Source organism: Vibrio mimicus CAIM 602, from assembly GCF_000338875.1.
GTDB classification, from domain to species: Bacteria; Pseudomonadota; Gammaproteobacteria; order Enterobacterales; family Vibrionaceae; genus Vibrio; species Vibrio mimicus.
This window is the reverse complement of sequence record NZ_AOMO01000016.1, coordinates 182,440-196,809: the sequence shown is the minus strand read 5'-3', so window position 1 is coordinate 196,809 and position 14,370 is coordinate 182,440. Positions and strand designations below refer to the sequence as shown.

The 14,370-nt window shown below is 49.5% G+C and carries 5 protein-coding genes; 2 read left to right on the top strand and 3 right to left on the bottom strand.

Features of this window, described 5'->3' with window-relative positions:
• Positions 1-14: 14 nt before the first annotated feature.
• The 3 genes from gltB (D908_RS16695) to gltB (D908_RS16705) form a co-directional block, all read right to left on the bottom strand.
• A complete protein-coding gene (gltB, locus tag D908_RS16695) occupies positions 15-4,478 on the bottom strand; it encodes a glutamate synthase large subunit (RefSeq protein ID WP_005522523.1) in 4,464 nt (1,487 codons plus the stop codon).
• A 451-nt stretch (positions 4,479-4,929) separates the two neighbouring features.
• Entirely contained in the window at positions 4,930-6,399 is a 1,470-nt protein-coding gene (locus tag D908_RS16700) for a glutamate synthase subunit beta (RefSeq protein ID WP_005522511.1), read from the bottom strand.
• The gene (gene gltB / locus D908_RS16705; RefSeq protein ID WP_005522510.1) at positions 6,400-10,944 is read right to left on the bottom strand and encodes a glutamate synthase large subunit; all 4,545 of its coding nucleotides are present in this window, start codon (positions 10,942-10,944) and stop codon (positions 6,400-6,402) included.
• 579 nt (positions 10,945-11,523) lie between these two features.
• Between gltB (D908_RS16705) and mnmL the strand changes: the two genes are divergently transcribed.
• A complete protein-coding gene (gene mnmL / locus D908_RS16710; RefSeq protein WP_001175948.1) occupies positions 11,524-12,462 on the top strand; it encodes a tRNA modification radical SAM protein MnmL/YtqA in 939 nt (312 codons plus the stop codon).
• Positions 12,463-12,530: 68 nt separating this feature from the next.
• Positions 12,531-14,285, top strand: coding sequence for a sensor domain-containing diguanylate cyclase (locus D908_RS16715; RefSeq protein WP_005522509.1), 1,755 nt, complete (start codon positions 12,531-12,533; stop codon positions 14,283-14,285).
• The last annotated feature ends 85 nt before the right edge of the window (positions 14,286-14,370 follow it).

Below are 14,370 nucleotides of genomic sequence, written 5' to 3'. Positions count from 1 at the left end.
CAGGCTCCTTCCAATTATTGTGCTTGCACGCGCAGTTCAGCTGCGCTGCGGCTCTGATGGCCGAGCAGGGTACGTAGGTCCGCTGCTTGTGGTTTAATCAGATAGAACTTCGGAATCCATTCATCAAAGTTCGCCAAAATCTGTTCTGCGTGCGCTGAACCGGTTTCTTCAAGGTGCTCAGCAATCAGGCCGCGCAGATGTTCTTGGTGGATATACAGATCGGTCAAAGCCACCGCCTCAACGGATTCATCGTTAACACGACCTTGGAAATCGCCATTTTCATCCAGTACGTAAGCAAAACCGCCGGTCATGCCCGCGCCAAAGTTCACGCCGGTTGCGCCCAAAATGGCAACGATACCACCGGTCATGTATTCGCAGGCGTTATCACCCGCACCTTCAATCACGGCAATCGTACCTGAGTTACGCACCGCAAAACGCTCGCCTGCTTTACCTGCTGCAAACAGTTTACCGCCCGTTGCACCATACAAGCAGGTGTTACCGATAATGGTCGCTTCGTTACACGCAAATGCAGTACCCAGATGAGGACGGATAACAATTTTGCCACCCGCCATGCCTTTACCCACATAGTCGTTGGCATCGCCAGTCAGATATAGCTCCAGACCACCTGCGTTCCACACCCCAAAAGATTGGCCAGCCGTGCCGTTGAGTACGAGCTTGATCGGAGAGGTGGCCACCCCCACGTTACCGTAGCGTTTGGCAATTTCTCCAGACAGGCGCGCGCCAATCGAGCGGTCGGTGTTGATCACGTTGTAATAGAGTTCCAGCGATTGCTGTTTTTCCACCGCAGCCAAAGCATCTTCCACGATCTGCAGGTTAAGCGCACCTTTGTCAAACGGCGTGTTGGGTTCGGTGCAGTACAGTGGCAGATTTTGCGGTGACACTGGTGCCTCAAGCAGATCGGAGAGATCCAGTTTGCTCTGTTTCGCGGTCATGCCTTCTACCACTTCCAGTAGATCGGTACGGCCGATGAGATCAGTGAGTTTCTCAACGCCTAACTCGGCCAGATAACCGCGCACTTCATCTGCTAAGCCTTTGAAATAGTTCATCACCATTTCTGGCAGACCTTTGAAGTAGTCTTTACGCAGAGTTTCATCCTGCGTTGCCACACCGGTTGCGCAGTTGTTGAGGTGGCAGATACGCAGAAATTTACACCCCATCGCGACCATAGGCGCAGTACCAAAACCAAAACTTTCCGCCCCTAAAATCGCACCTTTGATCACGTCGAGCCCGGTTTTAAAACCGCCATCGACTTGCAGTCGGATCTTGTGACGCAGACCGTTGGCGACCAGTGCTTGCTGAGTTTCCGCCAAGCCAAGTTCCCACGGACTTCCCGCATATTTAACGGAAGTCAGTGGGCTGGCTGCGGTGCCGCCGTCATAGCCTGAGATGGTGATAAGGTCGGCATAGGCTTTCGCAACACCAGTGGCAATTGTGCCGACGCCAGGCTCAGAAACTAGCTTGACCGAGACCAAGGCTTTCGGGTTGATCTGTTTAAGATCGAAAATCAGCTGCGCCAAATCTTCAATCGAGTAAATATCGTGATGCGGCGGCGGTGAAATCAAGGTCACTCCGGGAACGGAATAACGCAGTTTCGCGATCTCCGCAGTAACCTTGTGCCCCGGAAGCTGGCCACCTTCACCGGGTTTTGCCCCTTGAGCGACTTTAATTTGCAGCACATCGGCATTGGTTAAATAGTGCGGCGTTACCCCGAAGCGGCCAGAAGCGACTTGCTTGATACGCGAGTTACGTTCGGTGCCAAAACGGCGTGGGTCTTCACCGCCTTCACCTGAGTTGGAATAGCCGCCTAAGCGGTTCATCGCGGTGGCCAACGCTTCGTGGGCTTCTGGGCTCAACGCGCCAATCGACATCGCCGCGGAGTCAAAGCGTTTGTAGAGATCGCTAGCGGGCTCAATATGCTCCAGTGGCAGCGGTTTATCCGAGGTTTTCAAACGTAGCAAATCACGTAGCATGGCCACAGGGCGCTGGTTGACTTGTTTCGCAAAGTCACGGTAATCCACCGTTTCGCCAGATTTCACCGCTTTTTGTAGTGTGCCAACCACATCTGGGTTGTAGGCGTGGTATTCGCCACCGTGAACGTATTTGAGTAAACCGCCGTGTTCGAGAGGCTTACGTTTTGCCCATGCCTTACGTGATAGGTTGAACAGATCTTGCTCAAAATCGTCGAAGTTCGCACCTTGAATTCGTGTGGTTACCCCTTTAAAGCAGAGATCAACCACATCGCGGTGCAGACCTACGGCTTCAAACAGTTGTGAGCAGCGATAAGAGGCAACGGTCGAAATGCCCATTTTGGACATGATTTTGTACAGACCTTTGTTGATGCCGTATTGGTAATTCTGCATCACTTCACGATAGCTTTTTTGTAGTGCGCCATCGTCAATCATTTTGCCCAATGTTTCGTAGGCAAGGTAAGGATAAACGGCAGTGGCACCAAAGCCGATCAGCACCGCAAAGTGGTGTGGGTCGCGCGCGGCACCCGTTTCAATAATAATGTTGGCATCGCAGCGTAAATTGGCTTCAACCAGACGCGCTTGCACTGCACCCACTGCCATCGCGGCTGGGATCGGCAAGCGATCCGCCGTTAACGCGCGGTCGGAAAGCACGATCAATACCGTACCTTCGCGCACCACTTGCTCTGCTTTATCACACAAATCGAGCACGGCTCGCTTCAGATCTTTCTCTTGCGGATCGAAGTTGATGTCGAGAATCGTGTTGCGATAGTGCTGATCACTCAAAGTCAGCAGTTGCTGCATATCTGAATAGAGCAATACGGGCGAACCAAATGTCACACGATGCGCATGGCCATCAGTTTCACAAAACACGTTCATCTCTTGGCCAATACTGGTGGCCAGCGACATCACATGTTTTTCACGTAATGGGTCGATCGGTGGGTTAGTGACCTGAGCAAATTTTTGGCGGAAGTAATCGCTGATCAGGCGCTCTTTTGAAGAAAGCACCGCCATCGGCGTGTCATCACCCATTGAGCCGACCGCTTCTTGCGCCATATCGCCAAGCACACGCAGCACTTGATCGATCTCTTCGTTGCTCATGGCAAACTGCTTTTGGTAAGTTTTGAGCAGATCTTGGTCGAAGCTGCGCTCACCAACTTGATCGTCAGGCAATTCAGAGAATGGCGTCAGTTTGTGAACGTTGTTTTCCATCCATTCAAGATACGGATGGCGACTTTTCAGATCGTTATCGATCTCGCTCGATTGCCAAATTTTGCCTTTGCGAGTATCGATCACCAGCAGTTCACCGGGGCCAACACGGCCTTTTTCGGAAACTTCATCCGGCGCGTAATCCCAAATCCCGACTTCTGAGGCGAGGGTGATGAGTTTATCTTTGGTGATCACATAACGCGCAGGGCGCAGACCGTTGCGATCAAGGTTACATGCGGCGTAGCGACCATCAGAAAGTACGATCCCGGCCGGGCCATCCCATGGCTCCATGTGCTTAGAGTTAAAATCGTAGAAAGCACGCAGATCCGGATCCATGTCTGGATGGTTTTGCCATGCAGGTGGAACTAGCATGCGCATCGCGCGGAAAATATCCATCCCGCCGGCTAAAAACAGATCCAGCATGTTATCTAAGCTTGAGGAGTCAGAACCGGTTTCATTCACAAAAGGAGCGGCGGTTTGCAGATCCGGCAACAGCGGTGAAGCAAATTTATAAGCCCGTGCGCGTGCCCACTGGCGGTTACCATCAATGGTGTTGATTTCCCCATTGTGTGCCAGATAGCGGAACGGCTGAGCCAGTGGCCAGCGTGGCTGAGTATTGGTAGAAAAACGTTGGTGGAACAAGCAAATTGCCGATTCCATACGTAGGTCTGCTAAGTCCAGATAAAAGCGCGGTAAATCCGCTGGCATGCATAGGCCTTTGTAGACCAACACTTGCGTGGAGAGTGAACAGATGTAGAAATCACGATCATCAGTGATCTGCTTTTCAATCCGGCGGCGCGCGATATAAAGGCGGCGCTCAACATCGCGTTCACGCCAACCTGCAGGCGCTGAGATAAACACCTGTTGAATATCTGGCAAGGAATCGAGGGCAATAGGGCCTAGTACTTTCGGGTTGGTCGGCACTTTGCGCCAGCCCGCAACACTTAAGGTCTCTTTAGCGAGTTCTTGATTAACAATCTGCTGCGCCTGTTGCGCTTTTTGCGCATCTCGGCTGAGAAACAGCATGCCAATAGCGTACTGTTTGCCGAGTTTCCAATGTTGTTCTTCTGCGATTAGGCGCAGATAAGAATCAGGTTTTTGCAGCAACAGACCGCAGCCATCACCGGTTTTACCATCGGCGGCGATGCCGCCACGGTGAGTCATGCGATCAAGTGCTGAAATCGCGGTACGAACGAGTTTGTGGCTGGCTTGCCCTTCCATGTGCGCGATCAAGCCGAATCCACAGTTGTCTTTTTCAAGACTTGGATCGTATAGAGCCATTGCAATTCTCCCTTTGCTTCTCTGTCATCCTGACAGTAAATGACTATCTCCCTTCCACTTGAAGTAACAGTTCCAAGTGATTAGGTATAAGTATTCGTCTAAATTGTTATTATTTGAATATTTATTTAATTTTTCGGATTAAAAAATTAACAAATTTACAGGTTTTTATTTTCACTGAGTTCACAACCTATAGCTTATTGTGAAAAAGGTCAAGTTATTGGTTGAAAATAGGGTTTGAGGGGGATTTACCGAGGATTACTTCAGGTAATTTCTTTTTATTCAATAAGATAGCTTTTTATCAGTTGCAGATAACTTAGGTTTCTATCTCGATAAATGAGAATAGGTATAAAAAAGGCCAGCAGGGAATGCTGGCCGAAGTAAAACAATATGGAAGGAAACGGTTCACATTAAGGCGCGAGTCAGGATGTTTGACTCACGCCTTGGTACTCATCTAAGCAGAAAGCATTAGTGAGTCCGCTTTGGCTTCAAGGTGAGAGTTGCCCATTAAAAAGGTGTCAACGGCTCGCGCACATTCACGTCCTTCGTTGATGCAACGTACCACCAGTGATTGGCCTGTGCGCATATCGCCAGCGGCGAATACGCCTTTTTGGTTAGTAGCAAAGTCTTGAGTCGCCACATTGCCGCGTTCATCCAGCTTAATGCCTAGCTGAGCAAGCACACCGTGTGGTTCAGGATGCAAGAAGCCCATCGCAAGGAACGCCATATCACAAGGAATGACGCGCTCACTGCCTGCGACTTCGTCAAAGCTTGGACGCTCACCGGGTGCTGCATCTTTCCAAACGATGTCAGCAATGCGTAGACCGGTTACTTCACCTTGCTGATTACCAATGAACTCTTTGGTGAGGATATTCCAGTGACGCTCACAGCCTTCTTCGTGAGAGGTGGAAGTGCGCAGAATCATCGGATATTGCGGCCAAGGTATGTTAACTGGGCGCATTTTGGATGGGATCGGCATGATCTCAACTTGAGTAATGCTTGCAGCACCATGGCGGTTAGAAGTGCCCACACAGTCAGAACCGGTATCGCCACCACCAATCACCACCACGTGTTTGCCTTTGGCGTGGATCTCTTCGCCTTTCAGATCCATTCCATTGGCGCGGCGGTTGTTTTGTGCGAGGAACTGCATCGCGAAGTAAACGCCTTTCAGATCACGTCCCGGAATCCCCAGATCGCGTGGTACGGTTGATCCGCCCGTCAGCAACACGGCATCAAACTCCTGACGCAGTTGCTGAGCGTTGATGTCTACACCGATATGCGCATTGACCACGAACTTAACGCCCGCTTGCTCCATCACATTGATTTTTCGATCAATCACATCCATGCCGAGTTTGAAATCAGGGATACCAAAGCGCAGTAAACCGCCGACTTTTTCATCACGTTCAAACACGGTCACGCTATGACCCGCCGCATTAAGCTGCTCAGCCGCGGCAAGCCCAGCTGGGCCTGAACCAATGATGGCTACCGTTTTGCCCGTACGTGAACGTGGCGTTTTGGGTTTGGCATAACCTTCTTGGTAAGCGCGTTCAACAATGGTTTTTTCAATGTTGCAGATGGTGATCGGATCTTGGTTGATCCCGAGCACACACGCGCTTTCACAAGGAGCAGGGCAGACACGACCCGTAAACTCAGGGAAGTTATTGGTCGAGCTCAGAATATTCCAAGCCTCTTCCCAGCTGTCGCGATACACCGCATCGTTAAACTCGGGAATGATGTTGCCAATCGGGCAGCCGTTATGACAAAACGGCACGCCACAATCCATACAACGTGAAGCTTGCTGATTGATCTTCTTACCAAACTCTTGGTTAAGAACAAACTCTTTGTTGTTTTTGATCCGCTCTGCCGGGTCGATTTTTTTCGGCAGTTCACGACCAAATTCTAAAAATCCGGTTGCTTTACCCATTTACACCGCCTCCGCTGCTAATGTGGTTTGTTGCTCCTGCTCTTTGCGCTTTTGCAGTACCGCTTTGTAATCACGCGGCATCACCTTGACCATAGTGGCTAGGCTAGCGTCAAAGTTGGCAAGGAAAGCTTTAGCCACTTCACTTCCTGTGAATTGAACATGCTTGGTTAACATTTCTTTGAGTAGTGCTTTGTCTTCTGCTTCGATTGGATCTAAATCGACTAACTCAGCATTGAGCTTAGATTTGAAGTCGCCAGATTTATCCCAAACGTAAGCCACACCACCACTCATACCCGCTGCGAAGTTACGACCGGTTGAGCCGAGGATCACCGCGACACCGCCCGTCATGTATTCACAGCCGTGATCGCCGATACCTTCAACCACCACTTTAGCACCTGAGTTACGTACACAGAAACGTTCGCCCGCAAGGCCGCGAATGTAAGATTCGCCAGAGGTCGCGCCGTAGAAACAGACGTTGCCGACCACAATGTTCTCTTCAGGAACGATGGTGGCGTTACGGTTCGGGTAGAGCACTAGCGTGCCACCAGAAAGACCTTTGCCCCAGTAGTCGTTGGCATCGCCTTCCACTTCAAAGTAAACGCCTTTAGTCAGGAAGGCACCGAAAGATTGTCCTGCACTGCCGTTGAATTTCACCTGCATTGGCTGTGGTAGGCCTTGGTCTTTGTAAACCTTACAGATTTCGTTCGACAGCATAGTACCAGTACTACGATCGGTGTTGATGATCGGCAGTTCGGCTTTGACGGCTTCACCACGCTCAAGGGCAGGAGTCGCCAATTGGATCAAGGTGCGATCCAGTACGCTTTCAAGCTGGTGGTTCTGCTGAGTTTGGCAGTAAATACCATCGACACTGCGCGGCTGCTCAATAAAGAGGATTGGCGACAGATCGAGATTCTTATATTTCCAGTGACCTACATCATCACGCACTTTGAGTTTGTGCGCTTGGCCAACCATGTCATTGATGGTGCGGAACCCCAGTTCTGCCATGATTTCACGCAGACCTTGTGCCATGTATTGGAAGAAGGTCACTACGTCATCCACACGGCCAGCAAAACGCTCACGCAGGGTTTTGTTTTGAGTAGCAATACCGACTGGGCAAGTGTTTTTGTGACACTTACGCATCATGATACAGCCTTCAACCACCAGTGCTGCGGTTGCTACACCCCATTCTTCTGCACCCAGCAGTACCGCAATGGCGATATCGCGTGGGGTTTTCATCTGTCCATCGGCTTGAACCACAATGCGGTTACGTAGGCCGTTTTTGAGCAGAGTCTGGTGGGTTTCAGCCAGACCCAATTCCCAAGGCAAACCCGTATGACGGATAGAAGAGATTGGTGATGCACCGGTACCACCATCGTGACCTGCAATCAGAACTACGTCGGCTTTAGCTTTGGCTACACCAGAAGCGATGGTACCGACACCGGCTTCAGAAACCAGTTTGACGTTGACGCGGCCTTTACGGTTCGCATTTTTCAGATCGAAAATCAGTTGGGCTAAGTCTTCGATGGAGTAAATGTCGTGATGTGGTGGTGGCGAAATCAGGCCAACCCCAGGCGTGGAGTGACGAGTCGCCCCGATCCATTCATCGACTTTATCGCCAGGTAGCTGACCGCCTTCGCCTGGTTTCGCTCCTTGCGCCATCTTAATCTGGATTTCATCCGCGTTGGTCAGATAGTAAGAGGTCACACCGAAACGGCCAGAAGCCACTTGCTTGATCGCTGAGCGTTCTGAATCGCCATTCGCATTCAGTTCAAAACGCATTGGGTCTTCACCACCTTCACCGGAGTTGGATTTCGCGCCTAAGCGGTTCATCGCAATCGCCAGTGTGGAGTGCGCTTCGTAAGAGATAGAACCGAACGACATCGCCCCCGTTGCAAAGCGCTTAACAATGCTCTCGATCGGTTCAACTTCATCAATCGGAATGGAACCGGCTGGATTTTTCACAAAATCGAGTTGGCTGCGCAGAGTAACCGCTTTATCGCCTTGGCTATCTACCGCTGCCGCATATTTCTTAAATTGCGGGTAGTTTTTATGGCGAGTGGACTCCTGCAGCAGGTGAATCGTTTCTGGGTTAAACAGATGTTGCTCACCACGCTGTTTCCATTGATACACACCGCCGACATCCAACACTTGCAGTGGGATTTCACGCGTCGGGTAGCCAATGCGATGACGAACCAGAACTTCTTTGGCGATATCGTCGAGGGTTAAACCTTGAATACGCGTGATGGTGCCGGTGAAGTATTTATCCACCACCGCTTTGCTGATCCCGAGCGCTTCAAAAATCTGTGCACCGTGATAAGACTGCAGTGTCGAAATCCCCATTTTTGAGAAGATCTTCAGCAAGCCGCCATTAACGCCTTTACGGTAATTCTCGAAGTATTTCTCTACCGATACGTCGGCATCAAGTTTCTTCTGACGCTTGAGGTCAACGATGGTTTCCACCACTAGATACGGGTTGACTGCGTTTGCACCGTAGCCGAGTAGGGTAGCAAAGTGGTGTGTTTCACGAGCATCACCGGTTTCTACCACAATGCCGCATTTAGAACGCAGACCTTTGCGGATCAGATGATGGTGTACTGCACCCACGGCCAGCATCGCTGGGATGGCTGCATGGTTGGAGTTCACCGCGCGGTCGGTTAGCAAAATGATCGAGTAGCCATCAATCACCGCATCTTCCGCGTATTGGCAAATACGTTTCAGAGCACGCTCTAGCTTGCCTGGTTCATCGCTGGCACGAAATACGATATCCAACGTTTTGGCTTGTAGGTGCTCGTTATCAATCGCACGAAGCTTTTCCAACTCAGCGTTAGAAATCACTGGTGATTCTAGCTCGACCTTACGGCAGTGAGCTGGTGTTTCCGCCAGCAAGTTTTGATCGCGGCCGATATAGGTGTTGAGCGACATCACCATGCGTTCACGGATCGGGTCGATTGGTGGGTTAGTCACCTGAGCAAACAACTGCTTAAAGTAGTTTGAAAGATGCTGAGATTGGTGTGACAGCACGGCTACAGGCCAGTCTGCACCCATCGAACCGAGAGGCTCATAACCGGTTTGTGCTAGGGTCAGAATGATGTCATTGACCTCTTCGCTACTTACCCCAAACGCTTGTTGGCGGTGAAGCAGACGCTCTGGCGACGGTTGGCTATGTACGTTGTCGGCATCCGGCAGCTTTTTCAAGCTGAGTAGGTTTTCTTCTACCCATTTTTCATAAGGCTGCGCCGAAGCGATGCCGTCTTTGACTTCTTCATCAGAGATAATACGGCCTTGCTCTAGGTCAGCAACAAAGATACGTCCCGGTTGCAGACGACCACGGTATTCCACATTGGCTGGATCAATTTCCACTACGCCAGATTCAGAAGCCATGATCAGGAAATCATCTTTGGTCACGGTATAACGAGACGGACGTAGACCGTTACGATCTAGCGTTGCACCGACTTGTACACCATCGGTAAAGCACACTGATGCTGGGCCGTCCCATGGTTCCATGACGTTGGCATGGTACTGGTAGAAAGCGCGGCGTTTTGGATCCATCGCTTTGTTTTCTTGCCATGCTTCCGGGATCATCATCATCAGAGCGTGAGGCAAGCTGCGACCAGAAAGCACCAGCAGTTCGAGTACCATGTCAAAGTTGGCTGAGTCGGATGCGCCTTCCTGACAGATTGGCAGCAGCATGTCGATTTCAGCTTGGGTAAAGAGCTTGGATTGTAAAATCGCTTCGCGCGCTTTCATCCAGTTTAAGTTACCGCGAACAGTGTTGATCTCACCGTTGTGCGCGATGTAGCGGAAAGGCTGAGCCAGTCGCCATTTCGGGAAGGTGTTGGTAGAAAAACGCGAGTGCACCAGCGCCAGTGCTGTGACCATGGTCGGATTTTGCAAATCGAGGAAGTATTGTGGTACTTGCTCTGTGGTCAGCTGACCTTTATAGACCAAGGTTTTGTACGACATCGAGTTGATGTAAAAATCATCGCCGATGTTCGACACGCTCTCAAGGCAGACGCGAACGGTGTAGTTACGTAGCACGTACAGCTTACGTTCCAGCTCTTCCGGCTGCATACCTGAACCGCCAGAAATGAACACGTGTTCAAATTGTGGCTCAGTGCTGAGTGGATCGGCACCTAACATGCTGTTGTCGGTTGGCAAAACACGATAGCCAATCACATCCAGATCAAGGCGTTTCGCATTACGCTCTAGAATATCGCGGCATTGGGCACGTTTGTGTTCATCTTTCGGGAACAACACTACACCCACACCATATTTTTCGAATGAAGGCAGTTTAATGCCAAGCTTAACGGCTTCTTCGAGTAAAAATTCGTGAGGTTTTTGCAGCAAAATACCTGCGCCGTCACCGCTGCAAGGGTCACAACCCTGACCGCCGCGGTGTTCCATGCGTGCAAGCATATCCAAAGCTTGAGTAACCACCTGATGGGATTTGCGATTTTTCAGGTGGGCGACAAAGCCGATACCACAAGCATCATGCTCAAGCTCAGGCGTATAAAGACCACGCGAGCGTTGCGCTTTATCTACCATAGATACATCCTTCCAGTTATCGAGGACGCAACAGCACTGAGTTTACACTCAGTGATCCCTTGGCGCATGAAACAGCATTGGCTGAATTAAGCGGTGGGGTGATGCGTCCTATCCTTTTTTGTTTTGAGTGAAATCTGCTTAGGGAGCAGATCCGCGTCCTTTCCGTCTCTCACAGGAAATATATTGTGAGAAAGACAATCCTTAGTGACATTCCTGTAGTTGAACCACTTTTCTAGTGGATTCTTTTGGTAGGTGTGGAATATCACCGACAGTCTGCCGTACTTTTTGTAATTTAGTGAGCAAAAAAGCACGGAAAACTGAAAGTATCCTACAATTTTGCCGAGGCAAATTCCAACGAAAAGTCTTAGGTTTGGTTTATTTTTTTACTGAAAGAAGAGTGTTTTGTTTAACAAACTAGCAACAAAGTGAAAATAGTGTTTAGTTTATGCCTATTTATTGATTTGGCACCGTTTGAAATTGAACACAGAGGATTAAAATTTGTGACGATTTTGATTGGAAATGTAATTTAATTACACGGATGGTAGTGAGAGCGATTTGTATTTAGTTTGAGTGTTTGGCATGCAGTTACATCGATTAGTGAACACCATAGGGCAGGATTTGCAGCGTCGTTATGGTGAGAAAGTTCATAAGTTAACCTTACATGGCGGTTTCAGCTGCCCCAACCGAGATGGCACGATTGGCCGAGGTGGGTGCACTTTCTGCAATGTAGCGTCATTTGCCAATGAAGAGACTCAACAGCAAAGCATCCATGATCAGTTAAAAGATCGGGCGGGAGAGATCAAACGAGCGAAAAAATATCTCGCTTATTTTCAGGCATACACCAGTACTTATGCTGAAGTGCAAGTACTGAAATCTATGTATGAACAAGCGCTGGAAGTGGCCGATATTGTTGGGTTGTGTGTTGGAACTCGCCCTGATTGTGTGCCGGATGCTGTATTAGAACTACTTGCTGATTATGTTCAGCAAGGTTATGAAATCTGGTTAGAGCTTGGATTGCAAACCGCGCACGATCACACCTTAAAACGCATTAACCGCGGGCACGATTTTGCTTGTTACGCAGAGATCACTGCCAAGGCGAGAGCGCTGGGTATCAAAGTCTGTACTCACTTGATTGTTGGGTTGCCTGGCGAAGGGCGCAGTGAAAATATGTCGACGTTACAGCAAGTACTTAAGGTTGGAACTGATGGTATCAAGCTGCACGGCTTACATATTGTGGAAGGCAGCACTATGGCCAAAGCGTGGCGAGCTGGGCGCTTAGCAGTGCTCGAACAGGATGAATATGTATCGATTGCTTGTGAAATGATTCGCTCGACACCGCCGCAGATCATTTACCATCGCGTTTCTTCTGCGGCACGCAGACCAACTTTACTTGCACCTTTATGGTGTGAAAATCGTTGGTGGGCAATGACTGCGATTGGCCAAACTCTTGAGATTGAAGGGCCACAAGGCTCACTTTTAGGCGATCCATTTGAGTATGTTGCTCTTGACCTAAAGTAAGAATCCACAGCAAGAACAGTTAATCTTTTGTACTATTTACACATCTACCCACAAAAATATCGATATACATGTCTGAATCTGTCTCTGAGTTGGTGTTTGTTTTACTCACTATTGGGTTGATGCTGGGTGGTAGCCTGCTACTTTGGCTAGGTTGGTACACCTATCTTCGACCGCAGAGATTGATCCATTTTTTCCGCCATTCACCTTCTGGTGTGCTGTTGGTGGGAGAGCAGCGTGTACTGCGTGCTAATCTGGCTGCCTATTTATTGTTGGGTATTCGTCTAGTGGGTAGACATTATCACTTTTCTACCGAACAGAGCGGAGAAAATGAACAGGCTTTGTATCGAGCGATAGAAAGCAGCGGGAAGCAAAAGCGCTCGGTTCTTTTACTGTGGACGAAACCCGATCATACAACACAAACCTTGGAACTTTCTGCTTCGTTACTCCGTCGTTGGCCTAAAAAATTATGGCTAGTTAACGCAATTGGCTTTGATTCCCCTAATAACGACATACAGCAAGAACGCCATTCATTTGCCATGGCACGTACCGCGCTTGATTCATTGTCCGAACTGATTTTTATCAAAGATAAAAATGGGCAACTGACGGCCTCCAACCGGGCATTTGATCAGTTTTGGCAAGGGCGCATTGAAGAAGGCAGTGCAACCTTCAAAGGCACAATGAAAGGGCGTACTAGTCAGCGTTGTTGGACTGTGACACCGGATGGGCGCAGTTGTCTTTTGGAAACTTATCAACGCGTACTCATGTCGCCACAAGGTGAGAATATTGGCTTGCTGAGTATCAGTCACGATGTGACGGATTGGTATGACATACAACGCCAACTACGTGAAGAGATGGAAAAGCGTCGCGATACGGAAGTGGCATTGGCACAGCGGGATACAATTTTGCAAAACATCCTCGAATCAAGTCCGGATTCTATCGGTATTTTCAACGAAAACATGGTGTATCAAGCCTGTAACCAGCCATTTGTGGAAGCGCTTGGGATTGCAGAAATCTCCGATTTGGTGGGGAAACGCCTACAAGATGTTATCCCAGAGCACATTTATTCAAGGCTTTCGGAAACGGACAGCCAAGTGTTGCATGAGGGGAAATCACTACGCTATATCGATAGAATTGAGCGACCTAATGGCCAAACGGTGTGGTTTGATGTGGTGAAATCGCCTTTCCGAGATCCGGCCTCTGGTACCAACGGCGTACTGGTCATGGCGCGTGATGTTTCTGAACGTTATCTTGCAGCCGAGCAATTAGAAGCCGCTAACCAAGAGCTAGAACGTCTGAGCTTTTTGGATAGTTTGACCCAAGTGGCTAACCGACGCCGTTTTGATGAGCAACTACACACGCTTTGGCATCTGCATGCTCGTGAAGGGAAACCGCTGAGCATCATTTTGTGTGATGTGGATTTCTTTAAAGACTACAACGATGCGTACGGACACCTTATGGGGGATGAGACACTTAAACAAGTGGCGATCGCCTTTACTCAAGTGGCCAACCGTCAGTCGGATTGTGTTGCGCGTTATGGTGGTGAAGAGTTTGGCATTTTGTTGCCGAATACTCCGCAGTCAGGCGCTGTTTTGATCGCGGAACGTATCCACGAGAAAATGCGTTCGCTCGCCATTCCGCACGCGCATTCCAAAATTGCGGATCGCATAACGGTGAGTCTTGGCATGGTGACGTATATTCCTAGCCCTGAAGATGTGCCTGAGCAGATTCTTGCTTTGGCGGATCGGGCTTTGTATCAGGCTAAAGCTAATGGTCGAAATCAAACGTCAATTTATGAAGATGATAAATCTCCTCTTCTGACTTAAAGCGCAGTGTGGGCGATGTGCGCTCACTTGCCGCTTTCCTGCAACTCAAAATAGTTGGCGATAACCTACCTGATTTCTCAACAGC